Raw genomic sequence first — 21,435 nt, 5'->3', positions numbered from 1 at the left:
CCATGACCCTGATGGAGGCCCTGATCGCCGGGGGCTGGCTGATGCTGCCGCTGCTCGGCTGTTCGCTGGTGGCGGTGGTGATCGTCGTCGAGCGCCTGTGGGCGCTGCGCGCCTCGCGCATCGCGCCGAGGGGGCTCGGCGAGGAAGTCTGCACGCTGGTGGCTCGCGGCCAGGTCAACCTCTACTGGCTGGAGAGCCATTCGCCGCTGGGCGGCGTACTGGCGGCCGGGCTGCGTAACGCCCGGCTCGGCCACGAGCAGGTCCGGGCGCGTTTCCAGGAGGCCGCCACCGCGGTGGTCCACGACATGGAACGCTTCCTCAGCCCGCTCGGCACCATCGCGTCGATCACGCCGCTGCTCGGCCTGCTGGGCACCGTGGTGGGCATGATCGAGGTGTTCGCGGTGCTCGTGTCGAACGATGGCGGCGAACGCACCGCGGATCTGGCCGGCGGCATCTCCCGGGCGCTGGTGACCACCGCGGCGGGCCTGACGGTGGCGATTCCCGCGCTGATGTTCCACCGCTACTTCCAGCGGCGGGTCGAGGACGTCACGGTGTGCATCGAGCAACAGGCCGGCCAGGTGGTGGAGTTCCTGTCCCATCACGACGGCGAACTGACCCTGGCCGAGCGCCATGAGGCGACGGCGGACTCCCGGACCGCGGACCCGGATCCGCTGGCAGGAGCCGGGCGCCCATGAGGGTACCGCGCAGGCGACGCGAGGCGGTGGAAGTCAACCTGACCCCGCTGATCGACGTGGTGTTCCTGCTGCTGATCTTCTTCATGGTGTCCACGACCTTCGAGCCCCGGCAGGCGCTCGAACTGGTGCTGCCCGAGAGCGAGACCGGCGTGGCCGCCGAGGCCTCGCCGGTCACCGTGGTGGTCACCCCCGAGGGTGCGTATCGCCTGGGCGATCGCGCCCTGGCGCCAGGCGCGCTCGAAGCGGCGCTGGCCCAGGCGGCGCCGCGCGCCCGCGAGCACGGCCTGGTGGTCGAGGCCGACGGCCGCGCCGCCCACGCCGACGTGGTGCGGGTGCTCGACCGGGCCGGCGCTCTGGACATTCGGCGGGTGCGCATCGCCACCGCCAAGGCAACACATTCTGAAGCGGAGACACCGTGAGCGAACACTCGGGCTGGACCCTCTACAAGCGTCTGCTGGGCTATGTGAAGCCCCATTGGAAGGCCTTCGCCCTGGCCGTCGTCGGCTACGCCATCTACGCGGCGTCCAGCACGGCGCTGGCCGAGATGATGAAGCGGCTGATCGACGGCATCCAGAATCCGGATGCCGCCTTTCGCCTGATGCTGCCGCTGTTCGTGGTGGGCATGTTCGCCGCTCGCGGGCTGGGCACCTTCCTCGGCACCTATTTCATGAGCAACGTGGCCCGCAACCTGGTCCACGCGCTGCGCTGCGATGTCTTCAATCACATGCTGCACCTGCCGGGGCGCTTCTTCGACGAGCATTCCTCGGGACATATGGTGTCGCGGGTCACCTACCACGTCGAGCAGGTCACCGGGGCCGGCACCAAGGCGATCACCATCCTGCTGCGCGAGGGGCTGTTCGTGATCGGGCTGGTGGTCTACCTGCTGTGGACCAACTGGATGCTGACCCTGCTGTTCCTGGCCGTGACGCCGCTGATCGGCGGCGTGGTCAGCTACGCCAGCAAGCGTTTCCGGCGCATCTCCAGGCGCATCCAGCATTCCATGGGCGACGTCACCCATGTGGCCTCCGAGGCGCTGTCCGGCTACCGGGTGGTGCGTACCCATGGTGCCGAGGGATATGAAAAGGCCCGTTTCGCCGAGGCCAGCGAGGTCAACCGGCGCCAGAGCATGAAGGAGGCGCTGACCAAGGCCACCAGCACGCCGGTGATCCAGCTGCTGGTGGCGCTGTCGCTGGCGCTGCTGGTGTGGCTCGCCATGTCGCCGGCGATGCTGGACGACATGACCCCCGGCGAGTTCGTGGCCTTCATCACTGCGGCCTCGCTGATGGCCAAGCCGGTGCGACAGCTCACCGAGATCAATGCCACCGTGCAGAAGGGCATCGCCGCCGCCGGCGAGCTGTTCGGGCTGCTCGACGTGCCGCCCGAGGAGGACAGCGGCACCCGCGAACCGGGCCGTCTCGAGGGCCGCGTGACCCTGGAGAGCGTGCGCTTCGCCTACGGCCCCGACCAGCCTGAGGTGCTCAAGGGCATCGACCTGGACGTGGCCCCCGGCGAGATGATCGCCATCGTGGGCCGCTCCGGCAGCGGCAAGTCGACGCTGATGGGGCTGATGCCGCGCTTCTACCGGCCCACCGCGGGACGGATCTGCCTCGATGGCGTGCCGCTCGAAGATTTCAAGCTGCTGCCGTTGCGGCGCAGCATCGCCCTGGTCTCGCAGCAGGTGACGCTGTTCAACGCCACCATCGCCGACAACATCGCCTACGGCATCGACGATCCCGATCCGCAGGCGGTCGAGGCCGCGGCCCGGGCGGCCCATGCCCACGAGTTCATCGAGCGCCTGCCCGACGGCTACGCCACCGTGGTCGGCGAGAACGGGGTGATGCTTTCCGGTGGTCAGCGCCAGCGCCTGGCCATCGCCCGGGCGATCTTCAAGGATGCGCCGCTGCTGATCCTCGACGAGGCGACCTCGGCGCTGGACACCGAGTCCGAGCGCTACATCCAGGCGGCGCTCGAAGAGGTGTGCCGCGATCGCACGACCTTCGTCATCGCCCACCGGCTCTCCACCATCGAACGCGCCGACCGCATCCTGGTGATGGAGGGCGGCGAGATCGTCGAGCAGGGCAGCCACGCCGAGCTGCTGGCCCGCGAGGGCGCCTATGCGGCCCTGCATCGCCTGCAGTTCCAGGACGCCGAGACGGCATGAGCGGTGGCGTCGGCGAGCGCTGGCTCGAAGGGGCCTATGCCGGTTCGCTGTGGCTGTGGCCGCTGCGCCCGCTCGAGGCGCTTTACCGCCGGGTGATCGCGCGCCGCGCCCGAGCCTTCGCCGAGGGGCGGCGCCAGGCCTGGCAGGCCCCGGTGCCGGTGGTCGTGGTCGGCAACATCACCCTCGGCGGTACCGGCAAGTCGCCGCTGGTGGCCTGGCTGGCGCGCCACCTGGGCGAGGCCGGCTGGCGGCCCGGTATCCTGTCCCGTGGCTACGGCGGCCGCGCCGATCGCTATCCGTTGCGGGTCGAGGCCGATACTCCGGCCTCGGCCTGCGGTGACGAGCCTCGCATGCTGGCCGACCAGACCGGCGTGCCGGTGGTGGTCGACCCGGACCGCCCGCGAGGCGCCCGGCGGCTGCTGGAGGAAGGCTGCGACATCCTGCTCGCCGACGATGGCCTGCAGCACCTGCCGCTGGGGCGCGACCTGGAGCTGGTGGTGGTGGACGGCCATCGCGGGCTCGGCAATCGGCGCTGCCTGCCGGCCGGGCCGCTGCGCGAGCCTGCCGAGCGGCTCGAGACCGTGGATGCCGTGCTGGTCAACGGCGAACCACGCGACGCGGCGCTGGCCGATCACTATCGCATGACCCTGGCGCCCGCCGGCTGGCGCCCGCTGGGCGGCGGCCAGCGCCGGGCGGTGGCGCCGGCGCCCTTCGTCGAACCGGTGCATGCCGTGGCCGGTATCGGTCGCCCGGCGCGCTTCTTCGAGACCCTCGAAGGCCTGGGTATCGCCCACTGGACGCACCCCTTCGCCGATCACCACCGCTTCACCGCCGAGGATCTGGCCTTCGCCGACGGCCGCCCACGGGTGATGACCGCCAAGGATGCGGTGAAGTGCCGCGGTCTGGACGCGGACGATGCCTGGGTACTGGAGGTGGAGGCCGTCCCCGATCCCGATTTCGTCGCCTGGCTGGACGCACGCCTGGCGACCCTGTGAATTCCTGGCGGCCGCCTGCGTGCGGTCGCCGATGCTGACCCTGGAGGCGTGAGAGATGGACAAGCAACTGCTGGCGATGCTGGTCTGCCCGCTGTGCAAGGGCAAGCTGGCCTTCGATCGTGAGGCCGGCGAGCTGGTGTGCCGCTATGACGGCCTGGCCTATCCCGTGCGCGACGGCATCCCGGTGATGCTGCCCGACGAGGCGCGGGCCATCGACGTGGACGAGAAGCTGCCGCCGTCGACCGGCGCCGAGGGCTGAGGAGGCAAGATGCAGGACTTCATCGCCGTGATTCCGGCGCGCTTCGCCTCGACCCGGCTGCCGGGCAAGCCGCTGCTCGACATCGCCGGCGAGCCGATGGTGGCCCACGTCTGGCGCCGGGCCTCGGCCAGCGCCGCCGGACGGGTGGTGGTCGCCACCGACGATGCGCGCATTCGTGACGCCATGGCGCCGCTGGGCGCCGAGGTGGTGATGACCCGCGACGATCATCCCTCCGGCACCGATCGGCTGGCCGAGGTGGCCGATACGCTGGGCCTCGCCGATGACGCCGTGCTGGTCAACGTGCAGGGTGACGAGCCGCTGCTGCCGGCGACCCTGATCGACCAGGTGGCGGTGCGCCTGATGGACGATCCCGGCGCTTCCATCGCCACGCTGGCCGAGCCGATCGGCGACGTCGAGACGCTGTTCAATCCCAACGTGGTCAAGGTGGTGCGTGCGCTCTCGGGGCGGGCCCTCTACTTTTCCCGTGCGCCGATTCCTTGGGATCGCGAGGCCTTCGCCGCGCGGCCCGAGCTGCTCGAGACCGATGCCTGGCTGCGCCATATCGGCCTCTATGCTTACCGGGTGAGCTTCCTCGACGAGTATCGCCACTGGACGCCGTCGCCGCTGGAGCAGCTCGAGCAGCTCGAGCAGCTGCGGGCGCTGCATCACGGCCATGCCATCCAGGTCGCGCTGTCCCGCGAGCCGCACCCGGCGGGCGTGGACACCGCCGAGGATCTCGCCCGGGTGCGACAGATCCTGGGGCAGGAGGAAGGCCGCGACGACGAGGGGGAGCGCTGATGCGGGTGCTGTTCGTCTGCCTGGGCAATATCTGCCGTTCGCCCACCGCCGAGGGCATGTTCCGCCGCCACCTCGACGAGGCCGGTCTCGCCGGCCGCGTCGAGGTCGACTCCTGCGGCATCGGCCCCTGGCACGCGGGCAAGGCGCCCGACGCCCGCGCCCAGGCCGCGGCCGCCGCGCGCGGGCTCGATCTCTCCGGCCTACGGGCCCGTCAGCTCGACGACGACGACTTCGGCCGCTTCGACTACCTGCTGGCCATGGACCACGACAACCTGGCGGCGCTGGAAGCGCGGCGGCCGGCCGACAGTGATGCCCATGTCGGCCTGTTCCTGTCCTTCGCCGGATTGCCCGATCGCGCCGTGCCCGATCCCTACTACGGCGGCGACGACGGCTTCGAGGAGGTGCTGGACCTGGTCGAGGCGGCCTCGCGCGGTCTCGTCGAGGACGTGCGTCGGCGACTGGAGGAGGGCGCTTGAGCCTGGACATCCTCGCCGACCACGACCTGACCGCCGCCAATACCCTGGGGCTTGGCTGTCGCGCCGAGCGCTTCGTCGCGCCGGACAATGCCGCCGAGCTCGGCGGGGCGCTGTCGCTGGCCCGGGAAGCCGGCTGGCCGACCCTGGTGCTGGGCGGCGGCAGCAACCTGATTCTGCCCGCCTTTCAGCCGGGGCTGGTCATCCGGATGGCCATGAACGACTGGTGGCTGGAAGAGACCGGTGACGGGAGCGTGCGGGTGCACGCCGAGGCCGGCGTGGTCTGGCACGAGCTGGTCATGGCCCTGGCCGCCCGCGGCCTCTGGGGGCTCGAGAACCTGGCGCTGATTCCCGGGCACTGCGGGGCGGCGCCGATCCAGAACATCGGCGCCTACGGCGTCGAGCTCGCCGAACGCCTCGAGGCCGTGCATCTGGTGCATCTGGACGACGGCCGCGAAGCGGTGCTGGGGCCCGACGAGTGCGCCTTTGGCTATCGAGACAGCGTCTTCAAGCGCGCCCTGGCGGGGCGGGTGGCGATCACCCGGCTGGTGCTGCGTGTCTCGCGCAAGGCCGAGCCGCGCCTGGGCTACGGCGACCTGGCCAGTCGTGTCGGGGAGACCCCCACGCCGCTGGAGGTGGCCGAGGCCGTCTGTGCGGTGCGGCGCGAGAAACTGCCGGATCCGGCGGTGCTCGGCAATGCCGGCAGCTTCTTCAAGAACCCGGTGGTGTCGTCGGAATGCGCGGCGTCGCTGCGCGAGGCGTATCCCGACATGCCGAGCTTTCCGCTGGCGGATGGCCGCACCAAGCTGGCCGCCGGCTGGCTGATCGATCGTTGCGGCCTCAAGGGCTGGCGCGATGGCCCCTTCGGCGTCCACGACCGCCAGGCCCTGGTGCTGGTGCACCACGGCGGCGGCGATGCGCCCGGGCTGCTGGCCTTCGCCGCGCGGGTCGCCGAGACGGTGGAGCGGCGCTTCGGCGTGACGCTGGAGCGTGAGCCGCGGCTGGCGACAGAATAGGGACATCGGCGCTTCCGGCGCCTTCGGTAGACGCCAACGAAAACGCCCGTGGCCAATGGCCACGGGCGTTGTCTTTCAGGGGCGGGCGTCGGATCAGCCTTGCTGGCTGTCCTGGCGCTTGGCCTCCTGTTCACGACGGCGGATTTCCCGCGGGTCGTTATGGGCGCGGCGGCGACGACGCGGCGTCTCGGCCTTGGCGTCCGCCTTGGGCGCTTCGGCTTTAGCGTCTGCCTTGGGCTCTTCCGCCTTGGCGTCGGCCTTGGGCGCTTCGGCTTTAGCGTCTGCCTTGGGCTCTTCCGCCTTGATCTCGGCCTTCGGCGCTTCCGCCTTGATCTCGGCCTTGGGCTGTTCCGCCTTGGCGTCGGCCTTGGGCTGCTCCGCCTTGGCGTCGGCCTTCGGCTGTTCCGCCTTGGCGTCGGCCTTGGGCTGCTCGGGCTTGGTCTCGGCCTTGGGCTGCTCGGGCTTGGTCTCGGCCTTGGGCTGCTCGGGCTTGGTCTCGGCCTTGGGCTGCTCGGGCTTGGTCTCGGCCTTGGGCTGCTCGGGCTTGGTCTCGGCCTTCGGCTCTTCCGCCTTGGCGTCGGCCTTCGGCTCTTCCGCCTTGGCGTCGGCCTTCGGCTCTTCCGCCTTGGCGTCGGCCTTGGGCGCTTCAGCCTTGGTTTCGGCCTTCGGCTCTTCCGCCTTGGCGTCGGCCTTGGGCGCTTCAGCCTTGGTTTCGGCCTTGGCGTCTGCCTTGGTCCCGGCCTTCGGCTCTTCGGACTTGGCTTCGGCCTTCGGCTGTTCCGCCTTGGTCTCGGCCTTGGGCTGCTCGGGCTTGGTCTCGGCCTTCGGCTCTTCCGCCTTGGCCTCGGCCTTGGGCGCTTCAGCCTTGGTCTCGGCCTTGGGCTGCTCGGGCTTGGTCTCGGCCTTCGGCTGTTCTGCCTTGGTCTCGGCCTTGGGCTGTTCCGCCTTGGCGTCGGCCTTGGGCTCTTCCGCCTTGGCATCGGCCTTCGGCTCTTCCGCCTTGGCGTCGGCCTTGGGCTCTTCCGCCTTGGCATCGGCCTTGGGCTGTTCCGCCTTGGCGTCGGCCTTCGGCTCTTCGGCCTTGGACTGCTCGGCCTTGGCTTCGGTCTTCGCCTCTTCCGGCTGTGCTTCTGCCTTGGCGGCTTCGGCCTGCAGGCGCTGCTGTTCGGCCACGGACTCCGGGTTCAGGGCGTGCTGGCGACGACGCTGGCGCGGGTTGTTGCGGGTGCGCTTGGGCTTGCCGTCCGCCTCGGCCTGGCCGTCATCCTTGGCAGGCGTCGCTTCGGCGTCGCCCTTGGCCTTCTGGGGCTTGGTGTCCTGAGGCTTGTCGCTCTGGCGCTTGGTGTCTTGAGACTTGGCGTCCTGGGACTTGGGTTCCTGGGGCTTGCGGCCGCCCTGGTCCTTGTCCTTGCGCTCCTGTCCCTTGTTGTCCTGGCTCTTGCCTTCCTGAGACTTGCGGCCCTCGGACTGTGGACGGTTGTCGTCCTGGCGCTGGTTGCGACCGCGACCGCCGCGGTTCTGGCTCCCGCTCTTGTCGGCCTTCTCGCCTTTCTCGGAGCGGTCGCTACGGGCCTTGTCCTCGCCCTGACGTTGCGGCTTGGCGCTGCGCGTCTCGTCGCGATTGTCACCGCGCTCCTGACGCTGGTCCTGGCGCTGGCCGCCGCGACGATTGTTGCGCTGGCGGCCGTTACCGCCACCGGAGCGGTTGTCGCCGCTCTTGCCGCTTTCGCCACGCTGCTGGCTGCGCTCGTCGTTGCGGGCGGTGCCGGCCTGACGCTGGCCACTGCCCTCGGACTGACGCTGCTGGCTGGACGGGGGGGTCTCTTCACCGCTCAGCAGGCGAGAGAAGCCCTTGACCAGGCGGCTCAGCACGCCATCGCGAGCGGCGGGAGCGGCAGCGGGTTTTGCCGCCGGGGCCGGTTTGGCGGCGGGCTTCTGGGCGGGCCGCTGCTGCGTCGGCTTTTCGGCGGGCTTCGGCTTGGGCTTCGCCGGTTCGGCGGGCTCTTCCTGCAGGGAGGCCGGGGCGGGCTCGTGGTGCACTACGGTCTTGACCGCGGCCTCGTCGCGCTTGACCGGTTTGCCGAAGGCGGCCTCCGGCTCCTTGCCGACCTCGGTCTCGGTGGGCAGCTCGTGGCTGGGCAGGTGAGAGGTGCCTTCCTCGTCGACGTGGTCGTCGCGCAGGCGCTGCACGTCGTAGTGGGGCGTGTCCATCTCGGGGTTGGGCAGCAGCACCACGCGCACGCCCTGGCGGCGCTCGATGTCGGCCAGCATCGCCCGCTTCTCGTTGAGCAGGTAGGTGGCGACCGGGACCGGCAGGATGGCGCGGATCTGGGCGCTGCGCTCCTTCATCGCCTCTTCCTCGATCAGGCGCATGATCGACAGCGAGATGGAGCGCACGTCGCGGATGGTGCCCTGGCCGTCGCAGCGCGGGCAGACCACGCCGCTGGTCTCGCCGAGGGACGGGCGCAGGCGCTGGCGGGACATTTCCATCAGGCCGAAGCGCGAGATGCGACCGATCTGTACCCGGGCGCGGTCGATCTTCAGGGCGTCGCGGACCCGGTTCTCGACCTCGCGCTGGTTGCGCGCCGGCGACATGTCGATGAAGTCGATGACCACCAGGCCGCCAATGTCGCGCAGGCGCAGCTGGCGGGCGATCTCGTCGGCGGCCTCGAGATTGGTCTGCAGCGCCGTTTCCTCGATGTCGCTGCCGCGGGTGGCGCGCGCCGAGTTGATGTCGATGGAGACCAGCGCCTCGGTGTGGTCGATCACGATGGAGCCGCCTGAGGGCAGCTTCACGTCGCGCTCGTAGGCGGTCTCGATCTGGGACTCGATCTGGAAGCGCGAGAACAGCGGCACTTCATCGGCGTAGCGCTTGATCTTCTGCTGGTAGGAAGGCATCACCTGGCGGATGAAGCCCAGCGCCTCCTGGTGGACCTGTTCGCTGTCGATCAGCACCTCGCCGATGTCCTGGCGCAGGTAGTCGCGCATGGCGCGAATGATGACGTTGGACTCGCGGTAGATCAGGAAGGGCGCGGCGCGCTTGCCGGCTTCCTCGGTGATCGACTCCCAGACCTGGGTCAGGTAGTCGAGGTCCCACTGCAGCTCTTCGGGATTGCGGCCGATGCCGGCGGTGCGCACGATCAGGCCCATCTTGTCGGGCACGGTCAGGTGGCTCATGGCCTCCTTGAGCTGTGCGCGTTCCTCGCCCTCGATGCGCCGCGAGATGCCGCCGGCGCGGGGGTTGTTGGGCATCAGTACCAGGAAACGGCCGGCCAGGCTGATGAAGGTGGTCAGGGCCGCGCCCTTGTTGCCACGCTCTTCCTTGTCGACCTGGACGATGACTTCCTGGCCTTCCTTGAGCACTTCCTTGATGCTGGGGCGGCCCGAGGGTTCCTTGAGGAAGTACTCGCGGGAGATTTCCTTGAGGGGCAAAAAGCCGTGGCGTTCGGCACCGAAGTCGACGAAGGCGGCTTCGAGGGAGGGTTCCACGCGGGTGATCTTGCCGCGGTAGATGTTGGCTTTCTTCTGTTCCCGGGCACCGGATTCGATGTCCAGGTCGTACAGGCGTTGTCCATCGACCAGGGCGACGCGCAGCTCTTCGGGCTGGGTCGCGTTGATGAGCATCCGTTTCATGTCGTCTCGCAAAATGGACGCGCCGGTGGGCGCCCATGGGCAACGACGAAGGCGAACCGCTGGGTGCTGCGTGCTTGTGCTCAGCGCATGTCGCGGAAGCGGAACTGCGCCCGGCCGTGTCGGGGCCTGTTAGCGGTGGCGGGCCGGCACGGCAGGATCATGTTGAGTACGGGGCGGAGGCAGGACATGTTCTCGGCGGGTCGTCGTATTGCCCATCCGGTCCTGCGGTCACCGCCAACACCTGGCATTCATCGATTCGCCAACGCCGGCCTCCGGCACGGTGTTATACGTATCCCGTGGTCGCCGCTTGCTCGTCGGGAGCGAGGCGGGGCGGGCGTGGCGTCATATCGCTTTCTGTCGGCGGCGGGACCTCATGGGGGAGCGTCGTCGCGGCCTGATTTCGTCGTTCCGGCCTGCGTGTCTGTCGTGCAGGCGCCAAGCGGACGGTTCTGTCCATTGGAACGCCTCGGCAATATAACAGTAAAGGGGGTGCCCAGCAATTGGCGGCAGGACGGCGCACAGTGCGGTAGAATGCGGCCTTTACGACGGTGGCAAGTGGAGAGCGGGATGACCGACGGCCGCGAGGTTCAGTGGGTGGAAGTGACCGAGGGCCAGGTGGGTCAGCGGGTCGACAACTTCCTGATGACGCGCATCAAGGGAGCGCCGCGGGCGCTCATCTATCGCATCGTGCGCAAGGGCGAGGTGCGGGTGAACAAGAAGCGCGTCAAGGCCGATACCCGCCTGGCGCTGGGCGACGTGGTGCGCATTCCGCCGCTCAAGCTCGCGCCGCGTGAGGCGGTTCGCGAGGTCAGCGACAACCTGCGTAACCTGCTGGCCGGCAGCGTGCTGCTGGAAGGGCGGGACTGGATGGTGCTCAACAAGCCCTCCGGGCTCGCCGTGCACGGCGGCAGCGGGGTCAAGATCGGCCTGATCGAGGCCCTGCGCCAGGTGCGAGAGGATCTCGACTTCCTCGAACTGGTGCATCGCCTGGACCGTGACACCTCCGGATGCCTGCTGCTGGCCAAGTCGCGCCCGGCGCTGTTGAGCCTCAACGAGTCGCTCAAGCGGCACGAGATGAACAAGCAGTATCTGGCGCTGGTGGCCGGGCGCTGGCCGGCGCGCCGGGACTTCGTCAGCGCGCGCCTGGATCGCTTCGACGCCGGCAACGGCGAGCGCCGGGTGCGCGTGGACAGCGGCGGCAAGGTGGCGCGTACGCGCTTCGCGGTGCGCGAGGCCTTCGCCCGTGCCACCCTGATCGAAGCCGAGCCGATCACCGGGCGCACCCACCAGATTCGCGTGCACGCCGCCCATGCCGGCCATCCTCTGCTCGGCGACGACAAGTACGGCACCCGCGAGGCGGGGCGCGTCGCCGCCCGGCTGGGGCTGTCGCGGCTGTTTCTGCATGCGGCGTCCCTGACCTTCCCCGAACCGACCAGCGGCAAGCCGGTGAAGATCCGCGCGCCGCTGGGCGAGACCCTCGACGGCGTGCTGGAAAGCGCCCGCAACGCCCGCTGATCCGGAGCCCGCATGCGTTACCGACTGATGATCTTCGACTGGGACGGCACCCTGATGGACTCGCTGGCGCGCATCGTGGCCTGCATGCAGGCGGCCTCGCGCGACGTCGGCTGGGGCGAGCTGTCCGAGGAAGCGGTTCGCGATATCATCGGCCTGGGGTTGCCCGAGGCCATTGCCAAGCTGTGCCCGGGGATCGGTCCCGAACAGGCCGAGGCCCTGCGCCAGCGCTATGCCTACCATTTCGTGGAAGGCGACGTCACGCCGATGGCCTTCTATCCCGGCGTGGTCGAGGGACTGGCGCGGCTGCGTGCCGACGACGGCAGCCGGCTGGCGGTGGCCACCGGCAAGAGCCGCCGCGGGCTCGATCGCATCTTCCGCGAGAGCGATTGCGGCCACTGGTTTCATGCCAGTCGCACCGCCGACGAGACCCTTTCCAAGCCGCATCCGCGGATGCTGCAGGAGCTGCTCGACGAGCTCGGGGTGCCGGTCGAGGAGGCGGTGATGGTCGGCGATACCGAGTACGACCTGGAGATGGCCCGGGCGCTGGGTATGGATCGTGTCGCCGTGACCTACGGCGTGCACGCGCCGGAACGGCTGGCGGCCAGTCGTCCGGTGTACACCGCCGATGTCTTCCCGGCACTCATCGATTGGCTGCACGCCTGATCACGGCTTTTATCCTCGATAGACAGGAGGTGGCGTTATGGACGACGAGCGACGCGACGACTGGACCCAGGGTCCCGAGCTCAGTGCCCAGCAGGCGCGCGAGGAGAAACGGCGCCGCGAGGCCGCCGACGAGGCGTCTTCAGTGGCGGATGGCGAGGATGCCGAGACGCTTCGCGAGCGTCGCCGCCTGGCCCAGCAGGACATGCTCGATCGCTGGATCGATGGCGTGCTGGTCGAGCAGCGGCGCTCGCGGCGCTGGAAGCTGTTCTTCCGCTTCCTGTTCGCCTTTTTGATCCTGGCGTCGCTTTCCACCACGCTCTATGGGCTCTTCGTGGCGCCCGGAGCGACCGATGTGGCCGGTCCGCACCTGGGAGTCGTCGAGGTGAAGGGCGTGATCGATGGCGACTCCCGGGCCAGCGCCGAGCGTGTCATCGAGGGCGTGCAGCGGGCCTGGGAGGCGCCGGACGCCGAGGCGGTCGTGCTGCATATCGACAGTCCCGGTGGCAGTCCGGTGCAGTCGCAGCGCATCCATGACGAGCTGATGCGCCTGCGCGAGCAGGGTGACAAGCCGATCATCGCCGTGGTCGAGGACATCGGTGCCAGCGGCGCCTACTATATCGCCTCGGGCGCCGGCGAGATCGTGGCCGCGCCGGCCAGCCTGGTGGGCTCGATCGGCGTCATCAACGCCGGCTTCGGTTTCGAGGAGGCGATCGAGCGTCTCGGCGTCGAGCGTCGGGTGTTCGCCGCCGGTGAGAACAAGGCCTTCCTCGATCCGTTCTCGGATATCTCGCCGGAGCAGCGCGACTTCTGGCAGCGGGTGCTTTCCACCACTCACCGCCAGTTCATCGACGACGTGAAGGCCGGGCGTGGTGATCGGCTGGCCGACGACGAGCGGCTGTTCAGCGGCCTGATCTGGACCGGCGAGCAGGCGCTGGAGCTGGGGCTGGTGGATAAGCTGGGCAGTATCGACACCCTCGCGCGGGAGCGGCTGGAGACGCCGCGCACCCGGGATTACACGCCGCCGCTGGATCCGTTCGAGCGCCTGACCCGGCGCTTCGGCCGGGTCGCCGCCGAGTGGGCGGGCGTGCCCCAGGCGGCCTCGCCGCTACGCTATCAGCTCGCGCCCTAGTCCTGTGCCCGGGCACCTGCCCGTCTGACGATTCGTCGTCATCTGCCGCCCCGTGGCCCCGGCCGGGGCGGTTCGCGTTGAAGGGTGCTCAGGGGCTGCCCAGTGGGTCCATGCCTGCCTCGCGCAGCAGCTGGCAGAGGCGAATCAGCGGCAGCCCGATCAGGGTGTTGGGATCGTCGCCCTCCAGGCGCTCGAACAGGGTGATGCCGAGGCCTTCCATGCGGAAGCTACCGGCGCTGTCCAGTGGCCGCTCCCGCTCGACGTAGCGGGCGATCTCGGTGTCGCCGAGCTGGCGGAACACCACGTCGTAGCGCTCGTGGCAGACCCGGTGGCTGGCATGGCGGGTGTCGATCAGCGCCAGTCCGGTCAGGAAACTCACCCGATGGCCCGAGAAACGGGCCAGCTGGGCGCGTGCGGCGGCCTCGTCGGCAGGCTTGCCCAGTGCCTCGCCTTCGAAGACCGCGATCTGATCGGAGCCGATGATCAGGTGGTCCGGCCAGTCGTCGGCCAGCCGCTCGGCCTTGGCCAGCGACAGGCGATGCACCAGTGCGCGGGGCGATTCGCCGGGGCGGGGTGTCTCGTCGATGTCCGGGCTGTCCCAGGCGTAGGGAAGTTCCAGGCGGTCGAGCAGCTGGCGGCGAAAGCGAGAGCTCGAGGCGAGTACCAAACGTGGCATGGTGGGGTCCTCGTGTGACACGGTGGGGCGGTCTCTGCCGCAACAGACGGGCATTGTAACCCCGAAGCGTGCGGGCTTTGACAGGGGGGAGGGGAGTGCCTATCATTGCGCGCCTATGTTGACCTCAAGACTCCCTGGCAGGGTCGAGCCTTACAAGCTCGCCGCGCATGCCGAACATCTCGAAGGCCTGGTGGCGCTGGGCGATATGCCCCGTCTCGCCGATGAAGCCGGTGTGCAAAACGGTGATGCCGAGGTATGGCTGGACTTCGCCATCGACGCCCAGGGGCGTCGAGAAATCCGCGGTCGTCTGACGGCCGAGCTGCAGCTGCTGTGTCGGCGCTGCCTCTCGCCCATGCCGCAGTCGGTCGAGAGCGAGTTCCTGCTGGGAATGGTCTCCAGCGACGCCCTGGCGGCCTCTCTGCCGAGCACCCATGAGCCGGTGCTGGTGGAAGACGAACAGCTGAACCTGCTGGCGATGATCGAGGACGAGCTGATCCTCAGTCTGCCCCAGGTGGTTTACCACGACGAGGCCGACTGCGCGGTCTCGCGCGACCAGCTGAGCAGTGGGGAGAGCGCCGAGTCGGTCTCGGACTCGCCCGCGGAGAATCCCTTTGAGGTGCTCAAGCAGCTCAAAGGCAAAACCTGATTACCTCATCGATTCACTCTGGAGTGATATCTCATGGCAGTTCAACAGAACCGCAAGACCCGTTCCAAGCGCGGCATGCGTCGCAGCCACGACGCCCTGGTTGACAACAAGGCCCTGTCCCAGGACAAGGAGACCGGTACCACGCACCTGCGTCACCACGTCTCTCCGGACGGCTTCTACAAGGGTCGCAAGGTCGTCGACGCCTGAGGCGACGCGTCCTATCGATCGCCATGACGTCTGACGCCCGCTGACATGCGGATTGCCGTCGATGCCATGGGTGGGGATCTCGGTCCCCGCGCTACCGTGGCAGGCGCCGCCAGCGCCGTCATGGCCGATCCCGAGCTCGATATCCGGCTGTTCGGCCCTGCCGCGCGGCTGGAGGAAGAGCTCCGTCGGCTGCCGCGGCCTCTCGCCGCGGCGTCGTCGCATCTGGAGATCGAGAATGCCCCCGGGGAGATCCGTCAGGATCAGCGTCCCGCCGAGGCGTTGCGCCGCGGTCAGGGTTCCAGCATGGCCGCCATGCTGGCCTGTCTGGCTCGGGGCGAGGCGCAGGCCGGGGTCAGTGCCGGCAACACCGGGGCGCTGATGGCGCTGTCGCGCCGCGCACTCGGTACCGTCGCCGGCGTGGCGCGACCGGCGATCAGCACGGCGATTCCCATCGATCGGGAAGGGCGCTGCTACCTGCTCGATCTCGGCGCCAACGTCGACGTCGAGGCCGAGCGACTGCTCGACTTCGCGCTGATGGGCGACGTCATGGCGCGCCATGTGGATGGCCTTGCGCGTCCGCGGGTGGCGCTGCTCAACGTCGGCGTCGAGGGCACCAAGGGGTCGGCGAGCGTGCAGCGGGCCGACGAGCTGCTGCGCGAGCGCGACGACCTCGACTATGTGGGCTTCGTCGAGGGTGACGGCATCTTCGCCGGGGAGGCCGACGTGGTGGTCTGTGATGGCTTCGTCGGCAACGCCGTGCTCAAGGCCAGCGAGGGGTTGGCCAAGATGCTGGTGCGACGGGTCCAGGCGACCTTCGAGGCGCACTGGACCAGCCGCCTGGTAGGCGTGCTGGCGCGACCGGCGCTGGGTCGCCTGCGCCGTGAGCTGGATCCGGTGCGTTACAATGGCGCCAGCCTGCTGGGCCTCAACGGCATCGTCATCAAGAGCCATGGCGGTGCCGATGCCGCGGGTTTCCACTACGCCGTGGCCCGTGCGGCGCAGGAAGTGCAGCATGGCCTGCCCGAGCGGCTGGCCGACGAACTAGGTCTTCGGCGGTCTGTCGTCGATTCGGCCGCCGGCGGCGACCGAACCGACAGCGGATCCAGGACTTCCGGCGTCGCCGCCACGGATAGCGACAGCGCCGGAATCCGTCAACAAGTGCAAAGGTGATCGACATGACACAACCCCTTGCCCTCATCTTTCCCGGGCAGGGCTCCCAGCAGATCGGCATGCTGCGCGAGCTGGCGGAGCGCTACAGCGTGGTGCGCACGACCTTCGAGGAGGCCGCCGATGCGCTGGGCTATGATCTCTGGCAGGTGGTCCAGGAAGGGCCCGCCGAGTCGCTCAACGCCACCGCCTGCACGCAGCCGGCGCTGCTGACCGCCAGCGTCGCCATCTGGCGCGTCTGGCAGGAGCTCGAAGGGCCGCGCCCGGGCGCCATGGCCGGCCACAGCCTGGGCGAGTACAGCGCCATGGTGTGTGCCGGTGCGCTGTCGTTCGCCGATGGCGTGCGGCTGGTCAAGCTGCGCGGCGAGGCCATGCAGGACGCCGTGCCCATGGGGCAGGGCGCCATGGCCGCGATCCTCGGCCTGGACGACGCCGCCGTCGAGCAGGCCTGTGCCCAGGCCGCCGAGGGCGAAGTGGTGTCCGCGGTGAACTACAATGCACCCGGTCAGGTGGTCATCGCCGGCGCCAAGGGTGCCGTCGAACGTGCCATCGCCGCCTGTCAGGAGGCCGGTGCCAAGCGGGCCATGCCGCTGCCGGTGTCGGTGCCGTCGCACTGCGACCTGATGCGCCCGGCCGCCGAGCGCCTGGCCGCGGCGATGGATGACATCTCGCTGCGCGCGCCGCGTTACACCGTGGTGCAGAACGTCGACGCCCAGGCGCATGCCGATGTCGAGACCCTGCGCACGCGCCTGATCGAGCAGCTCTATCAGCCGGTGTGCTGGACCTCCTGTGTCGAGAACATGGTCGGCCAGGGCGCTGAGGTGTTCATCGAATGCGGGCCGGGCAAGGTGCTCACCGGCCTGAACAAGCGAATCGCACGGGGCAGCCGCGGGCTGGCGGTCAACGATCCCGACAGCCTTTCGGCGGCCCTCGAGCTGGCCCGCGAGGCGGCCAGCCAGTCGCCGTCGGCCAACGGCTGACCCCCTCTCCTGGACGAGAACGGAAGAGACCATGTCAAGCGAGTCTAGAGTTGCCCTGATCACCGGGGCCAGTCGCGGCATCGGCCGCGCCATCGCCCACGAGCTCGGCCGCCAAGGCCGCATCGTGATCGGTACCGCCACCAGCGATGCCGGCGCCGAGCGCATCGATGCCGACCTCAAGGCCCACGGGTTCGAGGGTGCGGGTCGCCGCCTCGACGTCACCGACCAGGCCAGCGTCGACGGCCTGATCCAGGCCATCAACGAGGAGTTCGGCGCGCCGACCATCCTGGTCAACAACGCCGGCATCACCCGCGACAACCTGCTGATGCGGATGAAGGAAGATGAGTGGGATGCGGTGATCGACGCCAACCTCAAGTCCGTGTATCGCGTCAGCAAGGCCTGTCTGCGCGGCATGACCAAGGCGCGTTTTGGTCGCATCGTCTCGGTCAGCTCCGTGGTCGCCACCATGGGCAACCTCGGCCAGACCAACTACGCTGCCGCCAAGGCCGGCATGGAAGGTTTCACCCGGGCGCTGGCCCGTGAGGTGGCCTCCCGCGCCATCACCGTCAACGCCGTGGCGCCTGGCTTCATCGCCACCGACATGACCGAGGCCCTGCCCGAGGCGCAGAAGGACGCGCTGCTGGGCCAGATTCCGCTGACGCGTCTCGGCCAGCCCGAGGAAATCGCGGCAGCGGTGGGTTTCCTGACCAGCGAGCCGGCCGGCTACATCACCGGCGAGACGCTGCACGTCAACGGCGGCATGAACATGCGCTGAAGCCGCGCCATGCGGCGGTTGCGTTGTCCTTGAGCGGTCTATAAACTACCCCGCAGCTTATTGGCTTGCGGATCTGAAACGGCTGGTTAGCAGTCGCTTAACGTGAACGACTGGAGTACTTCATAATGAGCACCATCGAAGAGCGCGTGAAGAAGGTTGTGGCCGAGCGCCTGAACGTCAAGGAAGAGGACATCCAGAACTCTTCTTCTTTCACCGAGGACCTCGGCGCGGATTCCCTGGATACCGTCGAGCTGGTGATGGCGCTCGAAGAGGAATTCGACACCGAGATTCCCGACGAGGAAGCCGAGAAGATCACCACCGTTCAGGAAGCCGTCGACTACGTCAACGCCCACCAGTAAGGGTGTTGTCGGACACCGCTTGCTGAGGTGTGCCCGGGACAACGCGTCCTGGTGAGAGAGCCGTCCTGCCATGCAGGACGGCTCTCGTGCTGTCTGGGGGCGGTGCGCGACCACAGCGGACGCGGAGTCGGGTATAATGCGCGCCAAGACGGCCCTGCGGGGCCGTGACACTATCTGGATCTGGAGGAGAGCGGATGGCTCGTAGAAGGGTTGTGGTGACGGGGCTCGGCCTGGTCACGCCAGTCGGCAATACCGTGGACGAGAGCTGGGGCAACATCCTGGCCGGCAAGAGCGGTATCGCCCCCATCGAGCACTTCGATGCCAGCGGCTTCAACACGCGGTTCGGCGGGTCGGTCAAGGACTTCGACATCAGCCCGTACCTGAACCCCAAGGACGCCCGCAAGATGGACCTGTTCATCCAGTATGGCGTGGCCGCGGGTGGGCAGGCGATCAGCGACGCCGGCATCGAGTGCACCGAGGAAAACGCCCACCGCATCGGCGTGGCGATCGGTTCCGGCATCGGCGGTCTGCCGATGATCGAGCATAACCACAACGCCCTCCAGAAGGGCGGCGCTCGCCGCATCTCGCCGTTCTTCGTGCCGGGCTCGATCATCAACATGATCTCCGGCAACCTGGCGATCCAGCACGGTTTCCGCGGCCCCAACATCGCCATCACCACCGCCTGCACCACCGGCACCCACAACATCGGCTACAGCGCCCGCACCATCGCCTACGGCGACGCCGACGTGATGGTCTGCGGCGGCGCCGAGATGGCCACCACGCCGCTGGGCCTGGGCGGCTTCTCCGCCGCCCGGGCGCTGTCGACCCGCAACGACGACCCGGCCGCGGCCAGCCGCCCCTGGGATCGCGATCGCGACGGCTTCGTGCTGTCCGATGGCGCCGGCGTGATGGTGCTCGAGGAATACGAGCACGCCAAGGCCCGTGGCGCGACCATCTACGCCGAGCTGACCGGCTTCGGCATGAGCGACGACGCCCACCACATGACCGCGCCGCCCGAAGACGGCAGCGGGGCGGCCCTGTCGATGGCGAACGCCATTCGCGACGCCAAGATCGATCCGGCCGAGGTGGACTACATCAACGCCCACGGTACCTCCACCGCGGCTGGCGACCTGGCCGAGAGCCGCGCCGTGCAGCGTGTGCTCGGCGAGGCGTCGAAGGACGTGGCGGTCAGCTCCACCAAGTCGATGATCGGCCACCTGCTGGGCGCCGCCGGCGCCGTCGAGGCGGTGTTCTCGGTGCTGGCGATCCGAGATCAGGTCGCGCCGCCCACCATCAACCTCGACAATCCCCAGGAAGGCTGCGAGCTGGACTACGTGCCGCATACCGCCCGTGAGATGAAGATCGACGTCAGCCTGTCGAACTCCTTCGGCTTCGGCGGCACCAACGGCACGCTGGTCTTCTCCAAGGTGTGAGCGGCACGGCAGGCGAGGGCGACGCCGACCGGCTGACGCCGGAGGGCGTGCCCTTCGACGACCGCGGCCTAGCCTACGGCGACGGCCTGTTCGAGACCGTGCTGGTGCGCGACGGCGAGCCGCTGCTGTGGGCCGAGCATCTGGGCCGGCTGGCCCGTGGTGCCGAGACCCTCGGCATTCCGCTGCCGGGTCGGGACACGCTCGACGCCTTGCCGGCACGGGCCGGCGAGGGGCTCGCGGTGCTCAAGCTGATGCTGACCCGCGGCTCCGGCGGGCGCGGTTACCTCGCGCCCGCCGAGCCCGAGCCGCGGCTGCGCTGGCAGGCCGTGCCCTTCGCCCCGGCCCGGGCGCGCTGGCGCGACGGCGTGCGGGTTCGCCACTGCCGGCTGCGGCTGGGCATCCAGCCGGCGCTGGCCGGCCTCAAGCACCTCAATCGCCTGGAGAACGTCCTGGCCCGGGCCGAATGGTCCGATCCCGAGATCGCCGAGGGGCTGCTCGGCGACGCCGAGGGGCGGCTGGTCGAGGCCACCTGCATGAATCTCTTCTGGTGGCAGGACGATGCCTGGTACACGCCGCGGCTCGACCGCTGTGGCGTGGCCGGCACCCTGCGCCAGGCGCTGCTCGCCGACGGCGTGATCCATGAGGGCGACACCTCCCCCGAAGCGCTGGCGACGGCCGAGGCGGTATGCCTGGCCAACTCCGTGCAGGGCCTGTGGCCGGTGACCCGGCTCGATGACGCCGACGGCCGCCGTCAGGCGCGCTGGGACATCGGCGATCACCATCGCGCCCTGCAGGCCGAGGCCCATGCGCGGCTCGGCTATCCCCACGACTGAACGAGGACTTCCCATGAGGCGAGTGGCCAAGCTGTTGCCGCTGCTGCTGATCCTGGCGGCACTGGTGCTGGGTGCGGGGTATCGCTACTGGCAGAGCCGTCTCGAGGCCCCGCTGGCCCTCGAGACGCCGACGCTCTACGAGGTGCCGGCCGGCGCCGGCTTCCATCGGGTGATCCGTGAGCTCGACGCGCGCGGCATCCTGTCCGACGGCTGGGCCTATCGTCTGCTGAGCCGTCTCGAGCCCGAGGCGCTGCCCGACCTGCGCCCCGGCGAGTATCGCCTGACGCCCGGCATGAGCGGCCGTGAGCTGCTCGGGCTGCTGGATCGTCACGAGGTGGTCACCTACCCGCTGACGATCCCCGAGGGCTGGACCTTCGCTCAGATGCGCGCCGCGCTGGACGCCGCGCCCAAGCTCGAGCATCGCACCGCCGAGTGGTCCGACGCCGAGATCATGGCCGAGCTGGGTCGCGAGGACGAGCTGCCGGAGGGGCGCTTCTTCCCCGACACCTACCGCTATCGCAAGGGCATCAGCGATCTGGAGATCCTGCGCCAGTCGATGGTACGCATGGACGAGCTGCTGTCCGAGGCCTGGGCATCACGCGACGACGATCTGCCCATCGATACGCCCTATCAGGCGCTGATACTGGCCTCGTTGATCGAGCGCGAGACCGGTGCCCCCGAGGAGCGTGAGCGCATCGCCGGCGTCTTCGTGCGTCGCCTGGAGCGGGGCATGCGCCTGCAGACCGACCCCACCGTGATCTACGGCATGGGCGACGACTACGACGGCAACATCACCCGCGCCGACCTGCGTGAGCCCACGCCTTACAACACCTACGTGATCGACGGCCTGCCGCCGACGCCCATCGCCCTGCCGGGACGGGCGGCGCTGCAGGCGGCGGTGCAGCCCGCCGAGGGCGAGGCGCTCTATTTCGTGGCCCGGGGCGACGGCACCCACCACTTCTCGCGCTCGCTGCGCGAGCACAACAACGCCGTCAATCGCTACATCCGCAACCGCTGAGCAT

At 69.3% G+C, this 21,435-nt stretch carries 22 protein-coding genes; 20 read left to right on the top strand and 2 right to left on the bottom strand.

The window, feature by feature from the left end; translation table 11 throughout:
- Window positions 1–2 precede the first annotated feature (2 nt).
- From QWG60_RS10780 to murB, 8 genes are read left to right on the top strand one after another with little or no spacing between them, the layout of a single operon-like run.
- Window positions 3–695 carry a MotA/TolQ/ExbB proton channel family protein gene (locus QWG60_RS10780; RefSeq protein WP_146907375.1) on the top strand — a complete coding sequence of 231 codons (693 nt, stop codon included), beginning with the start codon at window positions 3–5 and terminating at the stop codon, window positions 693–695.
- Complete coding sequence (locus tag QWG60_RS10775) at window positions 692–1,114, top strand: ExbD/TolR family protein (protein WP_146907377.1); 423 nt, start codon at window positions 692–694, stop codon at window positions 1,112–1,114. Before QWG60_RS10780 ends, QWG60_RS10775 begins: the two co-directional genes overlap by 4 nt.
- Window positions 1,111–2,856, top strand: a complete 1,746-nt coding sequence (msbA, locus tag QWG60_RS10770) for a lipid A export permease/ATP-binding protein MsbA (protein ID WP_107182395.1) — start codon at window positions 1,111–1,113, stop codon at window positions 2,854–2,856. Before QWG60_RS10775 ends, msbA begins: the two co-directional genes overlap by 4 nt.
- Window positions 2,853–3,851 carry a tetraacyldisaccharide 4'-kinase gene (gene lpxK / locus QWG60_RS10765; RefSeq protein WP_107182394.1) on the top strand — a complete coding sequence of 333 codons (999 nt, stop codon included), beginning with the start codon at window positions 2,853–2,855 and terminating at the stop codon, window positions 3,849–3,851. The genes msbA and lpxK overlap by 4 nt, the downstream gene beginning before the upstream one ends.
- Window positions 3,852–3,906: 55 nt before the next feature.
- Window positions 3,907–4,110 (top strand): Trm112 family protein, encoded by a 204-nt coding sequence (locus QWG60_RS10760; protein ID WP_016854367.1) that lies wholly within the window; start codon window positions 3,907–3,909, stop codon window positions 4,108–4,110.
- A 9-nt stretch (window positions 4,111–4,119) separates the two neighbouring features.
- The gene (gene kdsB, locus QWG60_RS10755; protein WP_146907380.1) at window positions 4,120–4,908 is read left to right on the top strand and encodes a 3-deoxy-manno-octulosonate cytidylyltransferase; all 789 of its coding nucleotides are present in this window, start codon (window positions 4,120–4,122) and stop codon (window positions 4,906–4,908) included.
- The gene (locus tag QWG60_RS10750) at window positions 4,908–5,384 is read left to right on the top strand and encodes a low molecular weight protein-tyrosine-phosphatase (protein WP_046079735.1); all 477 of its coding nucleotides are present in this window, start codon (window positions 4,908–4,910) and stop codon (window positions 5,382–5,384) included. The genes kdsB and QWG60_RS10750 overlap by 1 nt, the downstream gene beginning before the upstream one ends.
- Window positions 5,381–6,397, top strand: a complete 1,017-nt coding sequence (gene murB / locus QWG60_RS10745) for a UDP-N-acetylmuramate dehydrogenase (protein ID WP_107182392.1) — start codon at window positions 5,381–5,383, stop codon at window positions 6,395–6,397. The genes QWG60_RS10750 and murB overlap by 4 nt, the downstream gene beginning before the upstream one ends.
- Window positions 6,398–6,490: 93 nt before the next feature.
- On the opposite strand, the gene rne is transcribed toward murB, so the two are convergent.
- Window positions 6,491–10,030 (bottom strand): ribonuclease E, encoded by a 3,540-nt coding sequence (gene rne, locus QWG60_RS10740; protein WP_290130901.1) that lies wholly within the window; start codon window positions 10,028–10,030, stop codon window positions 6,491–6,493.
- A gap of 567 nt (window positions 10,031–10,597) precedes the next feature.
- Here rne and QWG60_RS10735 point away from each other — a divergent pair.
- The 3 genes from QWG60_RS10735 to sppA are packed head-to-tail and all read left to right on the top strand — an operon-like array spanning window position 10,598 to window position 13,337.
- Window positions 10,598–11,545, top strand: coding sequence for an RluA family pseudouridine synthase (locus QWG60_RS10735; protein ID WP_107182390.1), 948 nt, complete (start codon window positions 10,598–10,600; stop codon window positions 11,543–11,545).
- A gap of 12 nt (window positions 11,546–11,557) precedes the next feature.
- On the top strand, window positions 11,558–12,208 hold the full coding sequence (locus QWG60_RS10730) for an HAD family hydrolase (RefSeq protein ID WP_146907993.1): 651 nt from the start codon (window positions 11,558–11,560) through the stop codon (window positions 12,206–12,208).
- 37 nt (window positions 12,209–12,245) lie between these two features.
- On the top strand, window positions 12,246–13,337 hold the full coding sequence (gene sppA, locus QWG60_RS10725) for a signal peptide peptidase SppA (RefSeq protein ID WP_107182388.1): 1,092 nt from the start codon (window positions 12,246–12,248) through the stop codon (window positions 13,335–13,337).
- Window positions 13,338–13,425: 88 nt separating this feature from the next.
- Here sppA and QWG60_RS10720 read toward each other — a convergent pair whose 3' ends face one another.
- Window positions 13,426–14,013 carry a Maf family protein gene (locus QWG60_RS10720; RefSeq protein ID WP_146907995.1) on the bottom strand — a complete coding sequence of 196 codons (588 nt, stop codon included), beginning with the start codon at window positions 14,011–14,013 and terminating at the stop codon, window positions 13,426–13,428.
- A 115-nt stretch (window positions 14,014–14,128) separates the two neighbouring features.
- Here QWG60_RS10720 and QWG60_RS10715 point away from each other — a divergent pair, with 115 nt between their 5' ends.
- The 9 genes from QWG60_RS10715 to mltG all read left to right on the top strand — a co-directional run bounded on the left by QWG60_RS10715 (window position 14,129) and on the right by mltG (window position 21,431).
- On the top strand, window positions 14,129–14,659 hold the full coding sequence (locus QWG60_RS10715) for a YceD family protein (protein WP_035599068.1): 531 nt from the start codon (window positions 14,129–14,131) through the stop codon (window positions 14,657–14,659).
- Window positions 14,660–14,692: 33 nt separating this feature from the next.
- Window positions 14,693–14,866 carry a 50S ribosomal protein L32 gene (rpmF, locus tag QWG60_RS10710; RefSeq protein WP_035599067.1) on the top strand — a complete coding sequence of 58 codons (174 nt, stop codon included), beginning with the start codon at window positions 14,693–14,695 and terminating at the stop codon, window positions 14,864–14,866.
- A 45-nt stretch (window positions 14,867–14,911) separates the two neighbouring features.
- Entirely contained in the window at window positions 14,912–16,036 is a 1,125-nt protein-coding gene (gene plsX, locus QWG60_RS10705) for a phosphate acyltransferase PlsX (protein ID WP_107182387.1), read from the top strand.
- Window positions 16,037–16,041: 5 nt separating this feature from the next.
- A complete protein-coding gene (gene fabD / locus QWG60_RS10700; protein ID WP_146907997.1) occupies window positions 16,042–17,013 on the top strand; it encodes an ACP S-malonyltransferase in 972 nt (323 codons plus the stop codon).
- Between the two features lie 31 nt (window positions 17,014–17,044).
- Entirely contained in the window at window positions 17,045–17,788 is a 744-nt protein-coding gene (gene fabG, locus QWG60_RS10695) for a 3-oxoacyl-ACP reductase FabG (protein WP_046079726.1), read from the top strand.
- 125 nt (window positions 17,789–17,913) lie between these two features.
- Complete coding sequence (gene acpP, locus QWG60_RS10690; protein ID WP_016854353.1) at window positions 17,914–18,147, top strand: acyl carrier protein; 234 nt, start codon at window positions 17,914–17,916, stop codon at window positions 18,145–18,147.
- A 194-nt stretch (window positions 18,148–18,341) separates the two neighbouring features.
- Window positions 18,342–19,580, top strand: coding sequence for a beta-ketoacyl-ACP synthase II (gene fabF, locus QWG60_RS10685; protein WP_035599054.1), 1,239 nt, complete (start codon window positions 18,342–18,344; stop codon window positions 19,578–19,580).
- Window positions 19,577–20,413, top strand: a complete 837-nt coding sequence (pabC, locus tag QWG60_RS10680; protein ID WP_246124637.1) for an aminodeoxychorismate lyase — start codon at window positions 19,577–19,579, stop codon at window positions 20,411–20,413. The genes fabF and pabC overlap by 4 nt, the downstream gene beginning before the upstream one ends.
- A gap of 13 nt (window positions 20,414–20,426) precedes the next feature.
- Window positions 20,427–21,431 (top strand): endolytic transglycosylase MltG, encoded by a 1,005-nt coding sequence (gene mltG / locus QWG60_RS10675; protein ID WP_146908000.1) that lies wholly within the window; start codon window positions 20,427–20,429, stop codon window positions 21,429–21,431.
- Window positions 21,432–21,435 lie beyond the last annotated feature (4 nt).

Source organism: Halomonas halophila, from assembly GCF_030406665.1.
Lineage (GTDB): Bacteria > Pseudomonadota > Gammaproteobacteria > Pseudomonadales > Halomonadaceae > Halomonas > Halomonas halophila.
The sequence above is the reverse complement of the archived record's forward strand: the minus strand, read 5'-3'. Positions and strand labels throughout refer to the sequence as shown.